The organism is Caballeronia sp. GAFFF1 (assembly GCF_023630705.1).
In the GTDB taxonomy this organism is placed as follows: domain Bacteria; phylum Pseudomonadota; class Gammaproteobacteria; order Burkholderiales; family Burkholderiaceae; genus Caballeronia.
This window is the reverse complement of the sequence record NZ_JALQEM010000019.1, coordinates 90,901-110,965: the sequence shown is the minus strand read 5'-3', so window position 1 is coordinate 110,965 and position 20,065 is coordinate 90,901. Positions and strand designations below refer to the sequence as shown.

Annotated in this window: 22 protein-coding genes; 13 read left to right on the top strand and 9 right to left on the bottom strand. The window is 63.8% G+C overall.

The genetic code is table 11. From position 1 onward, the window contains the following. Positions 1 to 310 precede the first annotated feature (310 nt). The 4 genes from NCR37_RS10395 to NCR37_RS10380 all read right to left on the bottom strand — a co-directional run bounded on the left by NCR37_RS10395 (position 311) and on the right by NCR37_RS10380 (position 3,387). Positions 311 to 1,078 carry a DUF2242 domain-containing protein gene (locus NCR37_RS10395; RefSeq protein WP_250472921.1) on the bottom strand — a complete coding sequence of 256 codons (768 nt, stop codon included), beginning with the start codon at positions 1,076 to 1,078 and terminating at the stop codon, positions 311 to 313. Between the two features lie 212 nt (positions 1,079 to 1,290). Beyond that, positions 1,291 to 1,608, bottom strand: coding sequence for a DUF4148 domain-containing protein (locus NCR37_RS10390; protein WP_250472920.1), 318 nt, complete (start codon positions 1,606 to 1,608; stop codon positions 1,291 to 1,293). 273 nt (positions 1,609 to 1,881) lie between these two features. Further along, positions 1,882 to 2,925, bottom strand: a complete 1,044-nt coding sequence (locus NCR37_RS10385; RefSeq protein WP_250472919.1) for an extracellular catalytic domain type 1 short-chain-length polyhydroxyalkanoate depolymerase — start codon at positions 2,923 to 2,925, stop codon at positions 1,882 to 1,884. Positions 2,926 to 2,964: 39 nt separating this feature from the next. Further along, on the bottom strand, positions 2,965 to 3,387 hold the full coding sequence (locus tag NCR37_RS10380) for a ribbon-helix-helix domain-containing protein (RefSeq protein WP_250472918.1): 423 nt from the start codon (positions 3,385 to 3,387) through the stop codon (positions 2,965 to 2,967). A 349-nt stretch (positions 3,388 to 3,736) separates the two neighbouring features. Between NCR37_RS10380 and groES the strand changes: the two genes are divergently transcribed. Beyond that, positions 3,737 to 4,030: a co-chaperone GroES gene (gene groES, locus NCR37_RS10375; RefSeq protein WP_159836846.1), complete on the top strand. Its 294-nt coding sequence runs from the start codon at positions 3,737 to 3,739 to the stop codon at positions 4,028 to 4,030. A 78-nt stretch (positions 4,031 to 4,108) separates the two neighbouring features. Continuing rightward, the gene (gene groL, locus NCR37_RS10370; protein ID WP_244847121.1) at positions 4,109 to 5,749 is read left to right on the top strand and encodes a chaperonin GroEL; all 1,641 of its coding nucleotides are present in this window, start codon (positions 4,109 to 4,111) and stop codon (positions 5,747 to 5,749) included. Positions 5,750 to 5,853: 104 nt separating this feature from the next. On the opposite strand, the gene NCR37_RS10365 is transcribed toward groL, so the two are convergent. From NCR37_RS10365 to NCR37_RS10355, 3 genes are all read right to left on the bottom strand, one after another. After that, complete coding sequence (locus NCR37_RS10365) at positions 5,854 to 6,237, bottom strand: hypothetical protein (protein WP_250473034.1); 384 nt, start codon at positions 6,235 to 6,237, stop codon at positions 5,854 to 5,856. An 88-nt stretch (positions 6,238 to 6,325) separates the two neighbouring features. Next, complete coding sequence (locus tag NCR37_RS10360) at positions 6,326 to 7,108, bottom strand: DUF72 domain-containing protein (RefSeq protein WP_250472917.1); 783 nt, start codon at positions 7,106 to 7,108, stop codon at positions 6,326 to 6,328. Positions 7,109 to 7,190: 82 nt separating this feature from the next. Further along, positions 7,191 to 8,066, bottom strand: coding sequence for a hydroxymethylpyrimidine/phosphomethylpyrimidine kinase (locus NCR37_RS10355; RefSeq protein ID WP_250473033.1), 876 nt, complete (start codon positions 8,064 to 8,066; stop codon positions 7,191 to 7,193). Between the two features lie 270 nt (positions 8,067 to 8,336). Between NCR37_RS10355 and NCR37_RS10350 the strand changes: the two genes are divergently transcribed. After that, complete coding sequence (locus NCR37_RS10350) at positions 8,337 to 8,507, top strand: rubredoxin (RefSeq protein WP_025527884.1); 171 nt, start codon at positions 8,337 to 8,339, stop codon at positions 8,505 to 8,507. Between the two features lie 267 nt (positions 8,508 to 8,774). Next, positions 8,775 to 10,169 (top strand): FimL-related protein, encoded by a 1,395-nt coding sequence (locus tag NCR37_RS10345; protein WP_250472916.1) that lies wholly within the window; start codon positions 8,775 to 8,777, stop codon positions 10,167 to 10,169. On the opposite strand, the gene NCR37_RS10340 is transcribed toward NCR37_RS10345, so the two are convergent. Continuing rightward, complete coding sequence (locus tag NCR37_RS10340; RefSeq protein ID WP_250472915.1) at positions 10,159 to 11,664, bottom strand: cryptochrome/photolyase family protein; 1,506 nt, start codon at positions 11,662 to 11,664, stop codon at positions 10,159 to 10,161. The two genes, NCR37_RS10345 and NCR37_RS10340, sit on opposite strands and share 11 nt — an antisense overlap. Positions 11,665 to 11,694: 30 nt before the next feature. Here NCR37_RS10340 and NCR37_RS10335 point away from each other — a divergent pair, with 30 nt between their 5' ends. The 6 genes from NCR37_RS10335 to NCR37_RS10310 are packed head-to-tail and all read left to right on the top strand — an operon-like array spanning position 11,695 to position 16,404. Beyond that, on the top strand, positions 11,695 to 12,273 hold the full coding sequence (locus NCR37_RS10335; protein ID WP_175944792.1) for a YqgE/AlgH family protein: 579 nt from the start codon (positions 11,695 to 11,697) through the stop codon (positions 12,271 to 12,273). Beyond that, positions 12,270 to 12,716 (top strand): Holliday junction resolvase RuvX, encoded by a 447-nt coding sequence (gene ruvX, locus NCR37_RS10330; protein WP_250472914.1) that lies wholly within the window; start codon positions 12,270 to 12,272, stop codon positions 12,714 to 12,716. Before NCR37_RS10335 ends, ruvX begins: the two co-directional genes overlap by 4 nt. Beyond that, positions 12,703 to 13,218, top strand: coding sequence for a bifunctional pyr operon transcriptional regulator/uracil phosphoribosyltransferase PyrR (gene pyrR, locus NCR37_RS10325; RefSeq protein WP_250472913.1), 516 nt, complete (start codon positions 12,703 to 12,705; stop codon positions 13,216 to 13,218). The genes ruvX and pyrR overlap by 14 nt, the downstream gene beginning before the upstream one ends. Before the next feature lie 53 nt (positions 13,219 to 13,271). Beyond that, positions 13,272 to 14,309 (top strand): aspartate carbamoyltransferase catalytic subunit, encoded by a 1,038-nt coding sequence (locus tag NCR37_RS10320; protein WP_175944786.1) that lies wholly within the window; start codon positions 13,272 to 13,274, stop codon positions 14,307 to 14,309. 10 nt (positions 14,310 to 14,319) lie between these two features. Next, the gene (locus NCR37_RS10315) at positions 14,320 to 15,597 is read left to right on the top strand and encodes a dihydroorotase (RefSeq protein ID WP_250472912.1); all 1,278 of its coding nucleotides are present in this window, start codon (positions 14,320 to 14,322) and stop codon (positions 15,595 to 15,597) included. 3 nt (positions 15,598 to 15,600) lie between these two features. Continuing rightward, on the top strand, positions 15,601 to 16,404 hold the full coding sequence (locus NCR37_RS10310) for a lysophospholipid acyltransferase family protein (protein WP_250472911.1): 804 nt from the start codon (positions 15,601 to 15,603) through the stop codon (positions 16,402 to 16,404). On the opposite strand, the gene NCR37_RS10305 is transcribed toward NCR37_RS10310, so the two are convergent. Then, on the bottom strand, positions 16,373 to 17,236 hold the full coding sequence (locus tag NCR37_RS10305; protein ID WP_250472910.1) for a symmetrical bis(5'-nucleosyl)-tetraphosphatase: 864 nt from the start codon (positions 17,234 to 17,236) through the stop codon (positions 16,373 to 16,375). The genes NCR37_RS10310 and NCR37_RS10305 overlap by 32 nt on opposite strands. Before the next feature lie 324 nt (positions 17,237 to 17,560). Between NCR37_RS10305 and rfbB the strand changes: the two genes are divergently transcribed. From rfbB to rfbC, 3 genes are read left to right on the top strand one after another with little or no spacing between them, the layout of a single operon-like run. Continuing rightward, positions 17,561 to 18,622, top strand: coding sequence for a dTDP-glucose 4,6-dehydratase (gene rfbB / locus NCR37_RS10300; protein ID WP_250472909.1), 1,062 nt, complete (start codon positions 17,561 to 17,563; stop codon positions 18,620 to 18,622). Between the two features lie 10 nt (positions 18,623 to 18,632). Further along, positions 18,633 to 19,514, top strand: coding sequence for a glucose-1-phosphate thymidylyltransferase RfbA (rfbA, locus tag NCR37_RS10295; protein WP_250472908.1), 882 nt, complete (start codon positions 18,633 to 18,635; stop codon positions 19,512 to 19,514). Next, on the top strand, positions 19,511 to 20,062 hold the full coding sequence (gene rfbC / locus NCR37_RS10290) for a dTDP-4-dehydrorhamnose 3,5-epimerase (RefSeq protein WP_250472907.1): 552 nt from the start codon (positions 19,511 to 19,513) through the stop codon (positions 20,060 to 20,062). Before rfbA ends, rfbC begins: the two co-directional genes overlap by 4 nt. Positions 20,063 to 20,065: the final 3 nt, after the last annotated feature.

The window sequence follows — 20,065 nt, the reverse complement described above, 5'->3', positions numbered from 1 at the left end:
CACAGCCGGCCGATGAGCCAGCGCGGCCCTGTCAAGCCGGGTGAGTGCGATATGGGCTGTCCGGTCGCTCCGCTCTGGCGCGAAGCGGAAGGGTGCGCGCGTCGACAATGGGCCGACGCAGGCCGGCCGAATTGTCAACGCCGCGCGAACCGGCGATCGGTCAGCGTGTCACTGCCGATGCGGCACGAGTGCCAATGCCGTGACTGCGGCCTTTGCAGCCGGCAGATTGTTGGGGAAGCGGTGCGTCGATCAGTGCCTCACCGCCGACTCGGTAATCGGCCGGACCGCCGAAACGCACGCCGACGAACGATCAATTCACCGCCGACGCCGCAACCGGCGCCGATGCCGTCACAGTAGTGGCGGCAGCCTGCGCTTCCTGCTTGGTGACCGCCGCGGCCTCCGGCGTCTGAATGGCGGTCGCGGCCGCAGCGGGCGCCTGCACGACGATCGGCGTCGGCGTCAACTCCGGCGAACTGACGATCAGCGAGGGCGCGAGCGGCTTGCTCTCGACATCATCGGATGCAATGGGCGAGCTGCGCGGCACGGTCGTCAGATAGTGGCCCATCAGGCCGAAGAAGCGGTCATAAAACTTGCCGGCCGGCACGGTTTCGCTCGAGATCTTGACCATCGCGTCGCTATTCGAGCGGATTGGCAGCGAGAGCGAGCCGAGCACGCTCAGGCCCACGCTCGCGGACGTATCGCTCTTCTTGAGCGCGTAGCCGTCCTGCACGGCGTTCACATAGGCGATGCTCTGGTTCGTCGCGTTCTCGCCGGGCGTGCAGACGACATGGAACGACACGACGACGTGCGTCTCGGCGGACGGCTGGAAGTTTTTCGTGGCGTCGACGCCGTCGGTCTGCGCCATCGTCGTGAGAAAGCCTTGCGACAGCAACGCGCGGCGCGCGGCCTCGCACGTCTCCTTCACAGTGGCGTCGAAGTTGTGCGCGTAGGGGCTCGCGCCGGTGTTGAACAACTCCTGCTGATAGCTGGGCGTGGTGGCGGTGCGGCCACCGCAGGCAGCGAGCGCGAAAAAACCGAGTGAAACGAAAGCGAGGCGCAGCGACGAGGGGATAGGCATGGCAGGCGGCAGAAACGAAACGTGTGACAAGCAGACACACATTTTAGTGCGCTCTGAGCCTCCGATGAAAAAGCGGAATCCAAAACCGTCGAAAAATCCGAGGTTTACAGCGAGATGACCGTCGTAAGGCGCACGTCCCGGCGGTCACGAAACAAGGACGCGAACGCGAAAAAGCCCGGCGCGGGGCCGGGCTTCGCATCGGTCAATACGGCTTACGGACGATTGAAGTCGACCGCGTTGACGTCGCCAGCCGGGCGATTCGCGCGACCGGACGCCGACGCGCCGTCGGCCGAGCCGCCGAGCGAGGTCGTGGCGACGCCTTGCGTCTCGTGAATGCGGGCTTCCGCCGCCTGGATGGCGGCCGGGTAGGTCGTCCGGTCGCTGGCCGGGTTGTAACCGGCGCGCTGCAGTTCGACCAGTTGCGCCTTCACTTCGGCGCGGGTCAGGGCGCCGTTTTCGCCCGCGTGGGCGAACGCCGGGGCAGCCAGTGCGGAAGCGATAACGATGGCGGGAACGATTGACTTGAACATGATGAACCTCCGTATCTCGTTGAGCGGGACGCCGCAGGAGCCTGGGGCTCGCAGTGCGTTGTCGTTGAAAAGGAGTGTAAGTCTCTCGTGTCTAGGTATAAACCCTGATTCGAAGAAGGGACCATTGATGAACCAGCATTAATCGATTCAATCGTTCCGAGAGATTGATTAACTGGTTCAGTGGGCCGTATGGGACGCCGCAAAGTTCCACCGGGCGCGTGCGACGCCGGGCTTTTGCTCATTTGTTCTGTACAGTCGCCGCGATGAGAACCGCTAGTCCCTGGGATGCGCAAAAAAGAAGCGCAGCATCTCCGCGCTGGCGTCCGGCCCGCTCGGGTCGGTGTAAGTACCGCGCGCGCTCCCGCCGGACCACGCGTGCGGTGCGCCGTGAAGCGTCCATAGTTCTGCGGGCACGCCATCGGGCGATACGAACTGCTGCACTGAATGCTGGCGAGTGGCCGACGGGCCGGATACGCGCCGCTCAGGCCCGCTTGCGCGGAAGCCTTCGAGGACTCTGCGCGCGTTGACGTGATGGACGGTGGCATCCGCATCGCCGTGAAAGACAATCAGCGGGCAACGCGGCGCGCCCGACGCCGCAGCTCTACCTTCGCCGCCGCGCATGAGGGCAAGTGCGGACGGCAGATCGTGCGCGCGTCCCGCCGGCAGTCCTGAGTGAATGCCCGCAGCGACGTACAAATCGGGATAGCGTTGCGCCAAGATCGCTGCCATCGCGCCGCCCGCCGACAAACCGGCGACGTAGACGCGCTTCGGATCCACGTTGTGAGTGGCCATGATTTCGCGCGTGATGCCGGCTATCAGCGAAGGCTCGCCCGCGTCTCGCTGCTGGTCGGACGGCTTGAACCAGTTCCAGCATTTCGATGCGTTCGCGCTTTGCGGCTGAATCGGATACGCGACGATGCACGGCTGCCGCTCGGCGAGCGCGTTCATTTGCGTGCCGGTCGCGAAATCGTCGGCGTTCTGCGTGCAGCCGTGCAGCATCACGACGAGCGGCAACGGCTCGTTGCGATAACCGCTCGGCACATACAGTTTGTAGTCGCGCTGACCGGCGGCATTCGCGTAGCGGCGCGTGCTGAAGTGCCCGCGATCTTCCACTTCGGGCTGCGGTTCGGCGCGCGCGGGCGTCTTGAAGAGCTCGGTGAGGCGCGACGCGCGAGATTCGGGCGGAACAGGCTCTGCGTGGGCAGCGTCCGCGCGCATCGCGCGCTTGACGATTTCAGTGGCTGCGTCGTTATTGCCGTTCTGAAAGAGTTGAAAAGCCTCTTTCATCGAGTCGAGAAAACCTTCGTTCAGTTTCATGTTTTATCCAGTTTCGGAAGCGCAGCGGTCGAGCCGCAATCAGCGGATCCGGTCTGCAAGCGCGGCCTTGACGGCCGGCGATGCGTGGAGGGCACCTCGAACCAGAATCGATTCGATGGTGGCAAGCGCGAGTTCGGGTGAAACGTCGGCGGCAATGCTCGCGAGGCCGAGCACCTGAATCTTCAGCCGCTCGTTGGCTGCGCGCACCGCTTCCAGGTCCTGTCTGGAGAAATATTGAAGCCCGAGCACGAGCGCACGCCGGGTCGCCGTTTCCCTGACGACGGACGCGTGCACCGCGAGCTGGTTGCGGATGGCTGTGCGGATCAGGTCCGTGCGGTTGGAGTAAAAGCCTTCTTCCACAAGCAGGTCGATCTGGCCGAGGTCGACCGGGCCGAGGTTGATTGTGATTTTTTCGGTGTCGCCGCTTTTGGGGCGGGTGGGATCCGGGAGTTGTATCGCCATAGTCGTATTCCATCCTCTAGCCATCTACGTGGATGGTTATAGGCTGGTTTCAAGGGGTAGTCAACGATTGAGATGCGATCGGCCAACGAATAACGCGCCCCTCGTCGCAGCGTTGAATTACGTTCATGGTCAAATCGGCGTCTGCGCCGCGTGTTCGGCCTGCTCGTTGAGCTTGCAAGATAGTTACCGCTGGCCCGGAGATAACCGTCTCCCTCCTTGAAATTGTCAAATCCGGTCCATATAATTGGCACTCACTGCACGAGAGTGCTAACAAGATTTCCGTCCGGCGGGCTCCGCCCAAAAGACGGGCTTTCCCGCGTTTTCAGTCTCATTCAAGAGAGGAGTGTGTATGAACCTTCGTCCTTTGCACGATCGCGTCATCGTCAAACGTCTGGACCAGGAAACCAAGACCGCATCGGGCATCGTGATCCCGGAAGCAGCGGCAGAAAAGCCGGATCAAGGCGAAGTCCTGGCCGTCGGCCCGGGCAAGCGCGATGACAAGGGCACGCAAAACGCCCTCGACGTGAAGGTGGGCGACCGCGTGCTCTTCGGCAAATACGCCGGCCAGACCGTCAAGGTCGACGGGCAGGAACTGCTCGTCATGCGCGAAGAAGACATCATGGCCGTTCTGGTCAACAAGTAAGCATTCTTCCTGTAAGCCGGGCTTCGCGCCTCAAAGGGCGGCGAGCCGGCACACTGAATCGAATCAAGGAGTCTGGATATGGCAGCTAAAGAAGTCACTTTCGGCGATTCCGCACGCGCCAAGATGGTCGAAGGCGTGAACATTCTGGCCAACGCGGTCAAGGTCACGCTGGGTCCGAAGGGCCGCAATGTCGTGCTCGAGCGTTCGTTCGGCGGCCCGACGGTCACCAAGGACGGTGTCTCGGTCGCGAAGGAAATCGAACTGAAGGACAAGCTCCAGAACATGGGCGCGCAAATGGTCAAGGAAGTCGCTTCCAAGACCAGCGACAACGCAGGTGACGGCACCACGACCGCAACCGTGCTCGCACAGTCCATCGTTCGCGAAGGCATGAAGTACGTCGCATCGGGCATGAACCCGATGGACTTGAAGCGCGGCATCGACAAGGCCGTCGCAGCAGCAATCGAAGAACTGCGCAAGATCAGCAAGCCCTGCACGACGAACAAGGAAATCGCGCAAGTCGGCTCGATCTCGGCGAACAGCGACACGTCCATCGGCGAGCGCATCGCTGAAGCCATGGACAAGGTCGGCAAGGAAGGCGTGATCACCGTCGAAGACGGCAAGTCGCTGCAAGACGAGCTGGACGTCGTGGAAGGCATGCAGTTCGACCGCGGCTACCTGTCGCCGTACTTCATCAACAACCCGGACAAGCAAGTCGCCGTTCTGGAAAACCCGTTCGTGCTGCTGCACGACAAGAAGGTTTCCAACATCCGCGATCTGCTGCCGGTGCTGGAACAAGTCGCGAAGGCTGGCCGTCCGCTGCTCATCATCGCTGAAGACGTCGAAGGCGAAGCTCTGGCAACGCTCGTCGTCAACAACATCCGCGGCATCCTGAAGACCGTTGCTGTCAAGGCTCCGGGCTTCGGCGACCGTCGCAAGGCCATGCTGGAAGACATCGCGATCCTGACCGGCGGTCAAGTTATCGCGGAAGAAACCGGCCTGACGCTGGAAAAGGCGACGCTGCAAGAGCTGGGTCAAGCGAAGCGCATCGAAGTGGGCAAGGAAAACACGACGATCATCGACGGCGCTGGCGAAGCCGTGAACATCGAAGCTCGCGTGAAGCAAGTGCGCAAGCAGATCGAAGAAGCGACGTCGGACTACGACCGTGAAAAGCTGCAAGAGCGCGTGGCCAAGCTGGCCGGCGGCGTGGCAGTGATCAAGGTCGGCGCTGCGACCGAAGTCGAAATGAAGGAAAAGAAGGCACGTGTCGAAGACGCTCTGCACGCAACGCGCGCAGCAGTGGAAGAAGGCATCGTGGCGGGCGGCGGTGTTGCGCTGATCCGTGCACGCCGTGCAATCGACGGCCTGAAGGGCGCGAACGCAGACCAGGACGCAGGTATCAAGATCGTCCTGCGTGCAATGGAAGAGCCGCTGCGCCAGATCGTCACGAACGGCGGCGAAGAAGCCTCCGTCGTGGTGGCGGCTGTTGCTCAGGGTTCGGGCAACTACGGCTACAACGCGGCAACCGGCGAGTACGGTGACCTGGTGGAAGCCGGTGTCGTCGACCCGACGAAGGTGACGCGCACGGCGCTGCAAAACGCCGCATCGGTTGCCGGCCTGCTGCTGACGACCGACGCAGCCGTCGCCGAACTGCCGAAGGAAGATGCTCCGATGCCTGGCGGCATGCCCGGCGGCATGGGCGGCATGGGCATGGACATGTAAGACGGCTTCGGCCCGATTACATCGGCGCGGGCCTCGAAAGAGGCTCGCGCCGTGCCAAAGAAAAAACCTGCAGCGATGCAGGTTTTTTTTCGTCCATCTAAAAGCTACTTGTTCATCTCGTCGCGCAGCTTCTGTGCGGCGGCTTTGTAGTCGTACGTCGGGTAGAACTCCGTGTGATATCCGCCCCACGCGGTCGTCTCGATCGCGCGATTCACTTCCCGCAACCTGTCCGCTGGAACGCGCAAGGTCACCACTTGCCCGATGCCCATCATCACGTACCACGACACTACTTCCACGCCTGGCGGCGGAAACGTCTTGAAGTAGCCTTGTTCCTTCAATTGCTGGTTGATCTTCGGCAACGGCTTGGACTCGTCGTGCTTGAGGAAGATAGTCAGCAGGAACGTGCCGTCGCCTGCAGGCGTGGCCGGCGGCGCCGATGCGTCCTGCGCATGGACGGGCAGCGCCGCCGAGACAATCGTGGCGAGCATCATGGCTCGAATCAGGCGAGCGAAGCGTAGTGCCGGCTTGTGCATCAGCGAATCTCCTTCGGAAGCAGCGAATAGAAGCGGAAAGGCACTACGCCTTCCGATGATGAAGATGCAGGCGCTCCATCACGTGCAGCGCGTTGGGCTGCGCGTGGCCGAGCGTCGTGTTGTCGAAGATGCACCACACCTCGGGCGTCTTTTTCGCGCGGGCTTGCAGCGTGCGCGCGAGATCGTCGAGATACGGGAAGTCGTACGAAGACTTGTAGAGATCCGGCGAGCCGTGCAGCCGCACGTAGACGAGCGATGTGTCCGCTCGATGCTTGATTTCGCAGTCGTCGGGAATCGGATCGGCGTCCACATACGCGATGTGATGCGCCTTCAGAAGCGCCGCGGCCTCTTTGGTGAACCAGCTCGGATGGCGCGCCTCGCACGCGACCGGCAGCTTCGTGCGCTCGCGCAACGCCTTGAAGAAGGCATCGGCCAGATCGCGGTCGAACGCGAGGCTTGGCGGCAGTTGCGCGAGCCAGCAGCCGAGCTTGTCGCCCAGCTTGCCGGCGGCGGCCAGGAATTCGTCGATGAGGGCGTTCGTGTCCGCGAGCCGCGCGTCGTGCGTGATCGCCTTGGGCAGCTTCACCGAGAAGCGGAACGAGTCGGGCACGCTCTGCGCCCACTTTTCGTAAGTCTGCTCGCGATGCGGCTTATAGAAGCTCGAGTTGATTTCGACGCACGTCAGCACGCGCGCGTAGCGTTCGAGATGCGTGCCTTCGTCGGGAAAGCTCGACTGGACCGAGCTCGAAAGCGCCCAGCCCGCGCAGCCGACGCGGATGGCGCCTTGCGGGCCGGGCTTGTGCAGATGGGGCAGTCGATACGGCATGCGCTCGCAAAGCCTCCCTTCGTTGGTCTCCGAACTCCGTTCGTGTCGCTTCGTTCACTGCATCGTCGGTGCCCGATTTCGTTTAATGCCGGGCTTCTCCGGGCAATCCGGCCGGATCGTCCGGCAAGGACGCGGCGTCGGCTTCGTCGTCCGCGTCGTTGGATCGCGCCCAGAAAAAGCGATCCGGCAGATAGGCGCCCATGCCCGGACGAAACGCGGCCCGCGCCGCCTGAAACACGTATTCCTGCGCCTCGCGCGCGGCCTCGGCGGGCTCCTGACCGTTCGCGAGCAGCGCGGCAACCGCGGCGCCGAGCGTGTCGGTGAGCCCCATCACGCGATGCAGCCCGCGGTCCCACAAGTCCTGCCGCACCTGTCCTTCCTCGCTATAGAGCGTGTTCACATGCCGATGCGTGCCCGTTTCCATCGCCAGCACGTACTCGCAGCCCTGCGCGAGAATGTGCGATATCGCGGAATCGAGCGTCGGCGCTTCGGCGTCGCTGTCCGGTTGCGCAAGCTGCAAAAGCGTCGCGTGATCCGCGATCAGCATGGTCGTCTGCGGCACGAGCAGATCGGCGAGCGATTCGCGCAGCTCGTCGGCGGACAACACGTGTTCGTCGTCCAGCGTGAAGTCGGGCGCGAGGATCAGCGGAACGTCGTCGTAGTCGGACACCACTTCCGCGATCGCGGAAACCACTTCCGCCCGCGTGGCGGCGCCGATCTTGAACGCGGCGATCGGCATGTCCTCTAGCAACATGCGCGCCTGAGCGGCGACCGCGTCGGGGTCGAGGCCGTTGACTTCATCGCATGTTGCTGAATCGCGCACGGCGTAGCCGGTGAGAACCGTTGCGCTGTGGCAGCCCATGCTGGCGAGCGTCAGCAAATCGGCTTGCAGGCCGGAGCCGCCCGTTGGGTCCGAGAGCCCGAAGGTCAGAACGATCGGTGGAGAGTCGCCGGTCATGGCAAGAGCGGACATTTTTGGTTTGAATTGCACGAGTGAGACGATTCAGTTGCAGCGAACGCGAAAAAGACGCGTACGCGCCCGGACACGGTTCGATTATGCGGCCTATTGCCGCCCGTCTGCGGTCTTTGCGCACCTTTTTGCGAAGCGGCGGCGTGCGCGTCCCGCTATTTGGGGATGCACGTCGGGCCAGCGCCTTGCTAGGCATCCACCCGGCAACACGGTACCATCATGGCCTAATTTCAATCGACCAATCGACGCGGCATAAGTATGGAATACAGAAGCTGGATGTGCCTGATCTGCGGCTGGATCTACGACGAAGAGGCGGGATTGCCGGAAGAGGGCATCGCGCCGGGCACGCGCTGGGAGGACGTTCCGATTAACTGGACCTGTCCCGAGTGCGGAGCCCGCAAGGAAGATTTCGAGATGGTCCAGATCTGATCCGCATGCTCTACCGCGCCGCATGGCTCACGCCATGCGGCGCGTGTTTTTTGCGGCCTGCGTTTCGTGCAGGCGTCGCAGGCGAGCTGGGTCGCGCGTCCGCGCCGATCCGGCAGGAACATTCGTTCCCGCCTGCGCTCGTAAAAGGCATACGCTTTGAGCACGACAGGCTCGGCGGCGCTTCACCGCCGCGCTCGTCGATAATGCAGTTCAACCGCGCGTCGAGGCGGCGTCGCCACGCGCGTTTCTGGCTTGTGAGCGCCCGTTATGACATCTCGTCCCGACCTTCCCGTTCCGATCGAAGCCTTGCCGAACCCGCGCGGCGGCTCAGTCCGGCTCGCCGAAATGGCGCTCACGGACGCCATGCACGCGTTCCAGCGGCAGGGCGAGATCGCGCCTGCGCTGAAGCGCGCGATTGCTGCGCTGCATTCGGCCGGATGGCTGCCCGCGCAACGTATCGCCGAAGCGCTTGCGCTCGTCGCGCCGCTCGGCGACGAATCGGAGGGCACGCACGACCGCATCGCGCTCGCCATGTCCGCGTTCCGCTCGGCCGTCGAGCGCCACAACCTGCGCGAACTGTCTTGCTCGACCGAACTCTTCGATCACTATCGCGGGCTCCACGCGCTTCTGGCCGTGCACACGCGCATCGCGCCGGTTTCCTACGACGACCTCGCGCTCGCCGGACGCGCCATTGCGCCGTCGACGCTGCGGGGCGTGGCGCCGGAAAGGCTCGCGCGGGTCCGGGCGCACTACGAGGCGGCGCTACTCGCGTTGCTGCGCGCGGGCGCCGAGCAGCCGCAAGCCGGCATCGACGAAACCTTCTCGCGGCTCGATGCCTGTCTCGCCGAGCTCACCGGCCCCGGTCCGTACGATTTCTGGCGGCTCGCGTCGTCCACGGTGCGGGCGCTGCGCGAGCGGGCCGGCCGTCACGCGGATCTTTCCAGCTACGCGGACGCCAAGCGCCTCTACGCGCGCTTCAACCTCGTGCTGGCGGATCAGGCGCACGCGTCGACATACGCGCCGCGTTCGCTCGTGCGCGCGACGCTCGCGCTGTTGTGGCGCGACTTCGCGCTCTACGGCGCGACGCCTGAAGACGCCGAACACGTCGACGTGTTGCGCGACTACGGCCTGACCGTGGCGTGGCACGTGGCGGCGACGCCCGCATCCGAAGCCGCGTGGGAGCAGGGCGCGGCGCAGGCGAGCGAAGAAAGCACGCGCGAGGCCGTCACGCGTGATCTCGGCGTGCTGCGCGTGAACGCGGCCGCGTACGAAGACTTTCTGCAAAGCGCCGAGGCGTCGATCGAAGGGCTCGTCGAGCGCGGCACGCAGGCGAGCGAGACGGGCACCGTCGATTCCGCCGCCGCGCTGCATGCGGCGAACGCGTCGCATCGGCTGGGCGCGGCCGCGTGCGCGCTCGGGCTCGGGCACGTCTCGCTGCTCGCCGATACGCTCGGTCTCGCCTGGCGGCGCGTCGCGCATCACGGCGAAGGCGCGGCCGACAGCGATGCCCGCGGCCTCGACGCCTCCATCCCCGAACGCGCCGCCCAAACGCTGCGCTCGATGCTGCATCAGGCGGCTGCGGGCATCGCGCCGTCGGAGGGACGCGCGTCGATTGCCGCGCTGACCGCAATGATCGAGCGTCCTCCGGCCGTCACGCGATAGCGTCGTCGTCGTCCTCGTCGGGGGCCGACGCCCGTTTGGCCGGCCCGCGCACGACGTCGTAACGCAGCAGTGTTTGCTTGCGCGCGGCGTCGTGATCGACGATCGGCGGCGGGTAATCCGCGCCCAACGCGATTTTCGCGGCCTTCAGCGCGTCGGGTTTCGCGAGCCACGGCGCATGAATGTCGCGGTCGGACAGCGCCGCCAGCTCCGGCACATAGTGGCGGATGAACTTGCCGGCGGCATCAAATTTCTGCGACTGCGTGACCGGATTGAAGATGCGGAAGTACGGCTGCGCGTCGCATCCGCTCGACGCGGCCCACTGCCAGCCGCCGCTATTCGACGAAAGCTCGAAATCGTTCAACTGCGCCTCGAAATACGCCTCGCCCCGCCGCCAGTCGATGCCGAGATCCTTCGTCAAAAAACTCGCCGTCACCATGCGCAGCCGGTTGTGCATGTAGCCCGAGGTGTTGAGTTGGCGCATGGCGGCGTCCACGAGCGGGTAGCCGGTTTGTCCAGCGCACCACGCGGCGAAATTCGCTTCGGCCGCCTCGCCCGTTTCCCATTGAATGCGGTCGTACTCCGGCTTGAACGCGCGATGGTCGCCCGGCATGCCCACGCGCGGGAAATGGTGCAGCACCGCGAAGTAGAAGTCGCGCCAGATGAGCTCCGAAAGCCACGTTTGCGCGCCGCGGTCGCCGTGGCGCTGCGCGTCGTGCGCGACGCGGGCGAGCGCGCGGATCGACACCGTGCCGTGCCGCAGATGCACGCCCATGTAGCTCGGACCTTTGACCGCCGGGAAGTCGCGCGTGCGGTCGTAATCCGTCATGCGGTCGCGGAAGTCGTCGAAAAGCGCGTACGCGCCGACCGTGCCTGCCGGGAACGCGGGGCCTTCTGCATCGGCAAACCCGAGCGCGGCGAGCGACGGGATGCCCTGATCCGACTGCGCCGGCGGCTTGCCGAGCGCGTGCAGATTGTCTTCCGACGCATACGGCTGCAACGCGTCGGGCGTGAGCGTTTCGAGCCACTTGCGCTTGTACGGCGTGAACACCGTGTACGGCTTGGCGCTGCCCGTCAGCACCTCGTCGCGGTCGAAGATCGCCTGATCCTTGAACTCGAAGAACGCGATGTTCGCGCCCGCGAGCCTTTGCGCGACCGCTTCGTCGCGTGCCTTGGCGGACGGCTCGTAGTCGCGGTTCACGAACACGGCGTTCGCGCCGCACTCGCGGGCGAGCGCGGGAATCCCGTCGAGCGGCATGGCGTGCCGCACCAGCAGCGCGCCGCCGGTCGCCCGAAGCGTGCGATCGAGCTCGACCACGCTTGCATGAATAAAGGGCACGCGACGGTCGTTTTTAGCGAGCGGAGCGAGGATTTCGCGGTCGAAAACGAACGCGCACAGCACGCGACGGCACCGTGTAAGCGCATGATAGAGTGCAGCATTGTCTGCCGCGCGCAGGTCCCGCCGAAACCAGACCAGCCCCACATCGAAGTCGGCCATCTCGCAGCGCCTTTGTTAAAATCCTGAATTATGTCCAAGACTTCCGATCGCATCAATTTGACGAACCAGTTCCTGATCGCCATGCCCTCCATGGTCGATCCGACGTTTTCCGGAACGGTGGTCTACCTTTGCGATCACACCGATCGCGGTGCGCTGGGTCTCGTCATCAACAGGCCGACCGACATCGACCTGCAATCGCTTTTCAACCGCATCGACCTCAAGCTGGAAATCGAGCCGCTCGTTCACTTGCCCGTCTATTACGGCGGTCCGGTGCAGACGGAGCGCGGCTTTGTCCTGCACGAGGCGGGCGAGGGCGAACCGTATAGCTCGTCCATGAGCGTGCCCGGCGGCCTTGCCATGACCACATCGAAAGACGTGCTCGAAGCCGTCGCGAGCGGCAAGGGCCCCGAGCGTTTCCTGCTGACGCTCGGCCACGCGGGCTGGGGCGCGGGGCAACTCGAAGAAGAAATCTCGAAGAACGGCTGGCTCACGGTCGAAGCGGATTCGCGCATCATTTTCGACGTGCCCGCCGAGGACCGCCTCGAAGCGGCGCTGTCGCTGCTCGGCGTGTCGCGCTCCATGCTTTCCGGCGAAGCAGGGCACGCATGAGCCGCGAAGCCACGCTGCTGGCATTCGATTATGGCGAAAAGCGCATCGGTGTCGCCGTCGGCAATACATTGACGCGTAACGCGCGCGCGCTCGCCGTGCTCGAAAACCGCGACCGCGACTATCGCTTTCAGGAAGTGGGCAAGCTCTTGCAAGAGTGGAAGCCGGACGCTGTCGTCGTCGGCATGCCGATGCATCCGGACGGCACCCCGCACGAAATGAGCGCGCTTGCGAAACGCTTCGGCAATCAGGTGAACGGCCGTTTCAACGTGCCGGTGCAGTGGGTGGACGAGCGATACTCGTCCGTCGATGCGAAAGCCGACTTGCGCGAGCGCGGCGTGCGCCCGAATGCACGCGGCCGCTTCGACGGCATCGACGCCGAAGCCGCCCGCGTCATCCTCCAACAATATCTCGACGGACTTCCCGACGATCATGAGCTCCATTGACGCAGAGGCGCTGTATCGCGCGCTCGTCGACCAGATTCGCGCGGCGTACGGCGCGTCGCTCGCGGCAGCCGACGGCGTGGCGCTCGCGGGCATCTACAGCGGCGGCGCGTGGCTTGCCGAGCGGCTCGCAAAAGACTTGGGCGCCGCGCATTTCGGCGTGGTGAACGTGGCGCTGCATCGCGACGACTACGCGAAAAAGGGCCTACATAGTCAGGCGAGCCCGACGTCGCTGCCGTTCGCAGTCGAAGGCCGCCGCATCCTGCTGATCGACGACGTGCTTTCCACCGGCCGCACCGTGCGCGCGGCGATCAACGAGCTTTACGATTACGGCCGTCCCGCTGCGATCGAGTTCGCCGTGCTCGCCGACCGCGGCGGACGCGAAATGCCGATTGCGGCGCGCTTCACCGGCGGCATGGTGGAGGTCGCAGCGAACGAAGACCTCGTGCTCGCGCGCCGCGACGACGGCACCTTCGGCTTCACGACCGAGCCGCGCACGCGCTGACGCCTTCGCAGCACGCGTCTCACGCCTTTTTTCAAAGCAACGCCTGGATCACCATGAACACCGCCACGCAGAGCGCAGCCGAACCGGGCGCGCAGCAAGCTGACAAGACCAGCGACACCTTCCGCTACGGCTTTCTCAAAGGCAACCCGCAGCTCACGAAAAACGGCGAGCTTAAGCACTTGCTGACCATCGAGGGCCTGCCGCGCAGCATCGTCACGCATATTCTCGATACCGCCGAGCAGTTCGTGAGCGTCACCGATCGCGAAGTCAAGAAGGTGCCGCTTCTGCGCGGCAAGTCGGTATTCAACCTGTTCTTCGAGAATTCGACGCGCACGCGCACTACGTTCGAAATCGCGGCGAAGCGTCTGTCGGCGGACGTGCTGAATCTGAACATCAACGCGTCTTCGACGAGCAAGGGCGAATCGCTGCTCGACACCATCAACAATCTTTCCGCGATGCACGCCGACATGTTCGTCGTGCGTCATGCGTCGAGCGGGGCGCCGTATCTGATCGCGGAGCACTGCGCGCCGCACGTGCACGTGATCAACGCGGGCGATGGCCGTCACGCGCATCCGACGCAGGGCCTGCTCGACATGTACACCATTCGCCACTACAAGCGCGACTTCACGAAGCTGCGCGTGGCGATTGTCGGCGACATCCTGCATTCGCGCGTCGCGCGCTCGGACATTCATGCGCTGACAACGCTTGGCGTGCCGGAAGTGCGCGCCATCGGTCCGCGCACGCTCTTGCCGAGCAACCTCGACCAGATGGGCGTGCACGTCTACCACAACCTGGACGAAGGTCTGAAGGGCGTGGACGTCATCATCATGCTGCGGCTACAGAACGAGCGCATGAGCGGCGCGCTTTTGCCGTCCGCGCAGGAGTACTTCAAGAGCTGGGGCCTCACGCCCGAGCGTCTTGCGCTGGCTGCGCCGGATGCCATCGTGATGCACCCGGGCCCGATGAACCGCGGCGTGGAAATCGACTCGCAAGTGGCCGACGGGCCGCAGTCGGTCATCCTGAATCAGGTGACCTTCGGCATCGCCGTGCGCATGGCGGTGATGGGCATTGTTGCCGGCAACAGCGACTAATCAGAACGACATGAAGATCCAGATTCAAGGCGGCACCATCATCGATCCGGCCGCAGGCACCGAAACGCGTAACGACGTATTCGTCGCGGCCGGACGCATCGTCGCGATCGGCGAGGCGCCCGCCGATTTCAGCGCGGCCAAGATCATTGACGCGAACGGCTTGCATATCGCGCCGGGCTTCGTCGACCTGTCGGCGCGTCTGCGCGAGCCGGGCTTCGAGCACAAAGCGACGCTCGAATCCGAAATGGCCGCCGCGATGGCGGGCGGCGTGACGAGCCTCGTTTGCCCGCCCGACACCGATCCGACGCTCGACGAGCCGGGCCTCGTCGAAATGCTCAAGTTTCGCGCGCAAAAACTGCATCAGGCGCATGTGTATCCGCTCGGCGCGCTGACGGTCGGGCTGAAGGGCGAGAGCATCACCGAGATGGTGGAACTGACGGAGGCCGGCTGCATCGGCTTCTCGCAGGCGGATAACCCGATTGTCGATACCCGCACGCTGCTGCGCGCGCTGCAATACGCGACGACTTACGGCTATACCGTGTGGCTGCGCCCACAGGACGCCTTCATGGCGAAGGGCGGCGTGGCGGCGAGCGGCGCGGTGGCGTCGCGCCTCGGCCTGTCGGGCGTGCCGGTGTCGGCGGAAACCATCGCGCTGCATACCATTTTCGAACTGATGCGCGTGACCGGCGCGCGCGTGCATCTGTCGCATGTGTCGTCGGCGGCGGGCGTGGCGCTCGTGCGCGCGGCCAAAGCCGAAGGCCTCGCCGTTACGTGCGACGTGACGATCAACCACGTCCATTTGACCGATGTGGACATCGGCTATTTCGATTCGCAATTCCGCCTCGATCCGCCGCTGCGCCAGCAACGCGACCGCGAAGCGATTCGCTCGGGTCTGGACGACGGCACGATCGACGCGATCTGCTCGGACCACACGCCGCTCGATGATGACGAGAAGCTCCTGCCGTTCGCCGAAGCGACGCCGGGCGCGACCGGTCTGGAACTGCTGCTCTCGCTGACGGTGAAGTGGGCGCGCGAAGCGAACATGCCGCTCGCGAAGGCGCTCGCGCGCATCACGTCCGCGCCGGCCGATGTGCTGAAGCTGCCGGCGGGGCGTATCGCCGTGGGCGCGCTCGCGGACATTTGCGTCTTCGATGCGGATGCCTCGTGGCGCGTCGATCCGCGCAAGCTGAAGAGCCAGGGCCGCAACTCGCCGTTCCTGGGCTACGAGCTGCCGGCTCGCGTGCGCGCGACGATCGTCGGCGGGCACCTCGCTTACGAAAGCCGCTGATTCATGAAGTTGATGTTGCGCAAGCTGCGCCTCGCTGCTCATTTGCTGCGCGGCGCATGGATCGTGGCGCGGCGCTTTCCCGGCGCGACCGCAAGCGAACGCATGGCGATGAACCGCGCGTGGTCGCTCAAGATGCTGCGGCTCGCGGGCATGAAGCTCGTCGTGCATAACGACGAGGCGCGGCTCGATGCGGGCGTGCTCGTCGTCGGCAATCACGTGTCGTGGATCGATATTTACGTGATCAACGCGTGGCGGCCGACGCCGTTCGTATCGAAAGCCGAGATCCGCCAGTGGCCGGTGGTCGGCTGGCTCGCGCAACAACTCGGCACCGTGTTCGTGCAGCGCGAGAAGCGCAGCGACGCGAAGCGCATCATGCATGAACTGGCGGACCGGCTCGTCGCGGGCGAGATCATGTGCGTTTTCCCCGAAGGCACGACGAGCGACGGCGTTTCGCTGCTCCCGTTCCACGCGAATATGTTTCAGGCGGCGGTGTCGGCGTCGCGTCCGGTGCAGCCGATCTGCCTGATGTACGAGGATGCGCGCGGAATGCAGTCGACCGCGCCCGCGTATATCGGCGATATGTCGCTCAGCGATTCGCTGGATGCTTTGCTGCGCGGCGGGCCGATCACCGCGCATCTCTACGTGTGCGATGCGCTCGCTCCGGGCGCCGACCGGCGGCTGCTGGCAAGCGAAGCGCAAGCGGCGGTGCAGGCGGCGCTGGAGCGGATGCGGGGCGCGCCGGCCGTCGTCATGGAAGCGCCGCTGGCCACGCCGATCACTTCTTCATCGCGCAACTCACCTGCGTGACGACGCGCTGCGCGGGTTCTTTCGTCAGCCGCACCGCCGAGAGCTTGTTGCCCCACACGCAGCCCGAATCGAGGCAAAGAACGTCGTCGCGGATCATGAGGCCGAGCGCGGCCCAGTGTCCGAAGACGATGGTCACGTCTTGCGTGCGGCGGCCCGGCACGTCGAACCAAGGCATGTAGCCGGGCGGCGCGGTGTCAGGGCCTCCGTTCCCGGCGAATTCCATCGCCCCTTCCGCGGTGCAGAAGCGAATGCGTGTGAGCGCGTTGTAGATCACGCGCAGCCGGTCCATGCCCGTCAGCGAATCTTCCCATCGATGCGGCTCGTTGCCGTACAACTGTGACAGCGTTTCTTTCCAGTCCGGCGCGCGCAGTGCGGCTTCGAGTTCGTGCGCCAGTTCGAGCGTCATCGTGACATCCCACTGCGGCAACACGCCCGCGTGAACCATCAGCGCGCCGTCTTCGAAATGCGCGACCGGCTTGTGCCGCACCCATTCGATCAAGTCGGCGCAATCCGGCGCGGCGAGAATGTCGTCGAGCGTGTCGCCTTTCTTCGGCTTGCGCAAGCCTGCCGCGACGGACAGCAAGTTCAGATCGTGATTGCCGAGCACGACGGTCGCGCGCGAACCCAGCGCGATCACTTCGCGCAGCGTCTCTAGCGACTTCGGGCCGCGGTTGATGAGGTCGCCCGCGAACCAGAGCGGCGTGTTCGGTTCGGGCGCGGCTTTCTTCAGAAGGCGCTGGAACGGGTCGCAGCAGCCTTGGAGGTCGCCGAAGACGAGGGGGGCGGGATGCGGGAGGCGATCAGTCGCGGGCGGTGTCGGTGTGTCGGTCATCGGTATGGTCGCGTTGCATGAAGCGACGTGCATAAACACTCTATGTGCTTGAAGTCTTCGACATTATGAAGCGAGCGTTGAACGCTGTCGCCGCACCGGTCTTTCCTCCTGTTCGCGGGGCGAATCCTAGCTGTATCAAGTTGTTAGCCATGTAGTTTTTGCATTCGCTGGCCTTATAATGGCGGCTTGCCAGACGCCTGCCTTGCGTTGTGAGTCGGTCACATATGCCGGTTAGGCGCGTCGCGTTTGCGTTTCGCGCGCATTTTTTTCACACATTCGCGTGTGCTGTCAGTCGAACGAACTGAAAGCAGCCAAAGGGTATTTATGATTCTTACGACGGGCGGCGCCGGTTTTATCGGCGCCAATTTTGTCCTGGATTGGCTCAAAGGCTCTGATGAACGTGTGCTCAACGTCGACAAGTTGACGTACGCCGGGAATCTCGGCACGTTGAAATCGCTGAAAGACGACGCCCGTCACGTGTTCGTGCGTGCCGACATCTGCGACCGGGCCGCAATGAACGAACTGCTCGCGAAGCACAAGCCGCGCGCCATCCTCCACTTTGCGGCCGAAAGTCATGTGGATCGTTCCATCCACGGGCCGGCGGATTTCGTGCAGACGAACGTGGTCGGTACCTTCACGCTCCTCGAAGCTGCGCGCATGTATTGGAACGCGCTCCCGGAAGCGGAGAGGAAGGCGTTCCGCTTCTTGCACGTTTCGACGGACGAAGTCTTCGGTTCGCTGTCCGCAACGGATCCGCAGTTCTCCGAAACCACGCCATACGCGCCGAACAGTCCGTATTCCGCGACCAAAGCCGGCTCGGACCATCTGGTGCGTGCCTATCACCACACTTACGGTCTGCCCGTTCTCACGACCAATTGCTCGAACAACTACGGCCCGTACCAGTTCCCGGAAAAGCTGATCCCGCTGATGATCGCGAATGCGCTCGCGGGCAAGCCGCTGCCGGTGTACGGCGACGGTCAGAACGTACGCGACTGGCTCTACGTCGGCGACCACTGCTCGGCCATCCGCGAAGTGCTGGCCAACGGCAAGCCTGGCGAGACGTATAACGTCGGCGGCTGGAACGAGAAGAAGAATCTCGAAGTCGTGCACACTCTTTGCGATCTGCTCGACCAGAAGAAACCCAAAACAAGTGGCTCATATCGCGACCAGATCGCTTACGTGACCGATCGTCCTGGCCACGACCGCCGCTACGCGATCGACGCGCGCAAGCTCGAACGCGAACTCGGCTGGAAGCCGGCAGAAACGTTCGAAACCGGACTCGCGAAAACCGTTCAGTGGTACCTCGACAACCAGGCGTGGGCCGACGAAGTCGCTTCCGGTGAATACCGGAAGTGGGTCGAGACGAATTACGCGCAGCGGGCATAAGGAGCAGGGTATGGCGCGCAAAGGCATTATTCTCGCCGGCGGTTCCGGCACGCGGCTCTATCCGATCACGCATGCGGTTTCCAAGCAACTGCTGCCCGTGTACGACAAGCCGATGATTTATTACCCGCTGTCGACGCTGATGATCGCAGGCATTCGCGACGTGCTGGTCATCTCGACGCCGCAGGATACGCCCCGCTTCGAGTCGATGCTGGGCGACGGCAGCCAGTGGGGCATGAACATTCAGTATGCCGTGCAGCCTTCGCCTGACGGGCTGGCGCAGGCCTTTATCATCGGCAAGGAGTTCGTGGGCAACGATCCTTCCGCGCTCATTCTGGGCGACAACATCTTCTACGGTCACGATCTGGCGAAGCAGCTCGCAAGCGCCGATGCTCGCGCCGACGGTGCAACGGTATTTGCCTATCACGTGCACGATCCGGAACGCTACGGCGTCGTGGAATTCGACGAGCAGTTTCGCGCGCTTTCCATCGAAGAGAAACCGGCGAAGCCGCGCTCGAATTACGCGGTAACGGGTTTGTATTTCTACGACAACAAGGTGTGCAGCATTGCGTCGGATATCAAGCCTTCGCCGCGGGGCGAGCTCGAAATCACAGACGTGAATCTGCGCTATCTGGAAGAGCAGAAACTGGACGTCGAGATCATGGGACGTGGCTATGCGTGGCTAGATACAGGCACGCATGATTCACTGATCGAAGCAGCGACCTTCATCGCGACCTTGCAAAAGCGTCAAGGACTCGTCGTAGCCTGTCCTGAAGAGATCGCTTATCGATCCAACTGGATCACCACCGAGCAGTTACTTGCGTTAGCGGCCCCGCTGGCGAAGAACGCCTACGGTCAATACCTTCGAAACCTCTCCACCGACAAAGTCGCATGACCATCACAGTAAGCGCCACGTCGCTGCCGGATGTCAAAATCGTCGAACCGGCAGTGTTTGGCGATGCACGCGGCTTCTTCTACGAGAGCTTCAATGCGCGCGAGTTCGCGGAGCACGTGCAGCCGGGCGTGACGTTCGTGCAGGACAATCATTCGCGGTCGGCGCGTGGAGTCTTGCGTGGCATGCACTTTCAGATAAAGCATCCCCAAGGCAAACTGGTTCGTGTAGTGGAAGGAGAGGTGTTCGACGTTGCGGTCGACATCCGCCGCAGTTCGCCTGGCTTTGGGAAATGGACAGGAGTCCGACTCAGCGCCGAGAATCATCGCCAATTGTGGGTTCCCCCTGGCTTCGCGCATGGGTTCGTCGTACTCACGGAGGCTGCGGAATTTCTCTACAAGACAACGGATTTCTGGTATCCAGAGCACGAGCGCTGCATTCGCTGGGACGACGAAACGATCGGCATTGAGTGGCCCATTGACTTTGAACCGATGCTCGCGGCCAAGGATGCAGCCGGCAAAGCGTTCCTGGATTCCGAAGTCTTTGACTGATCT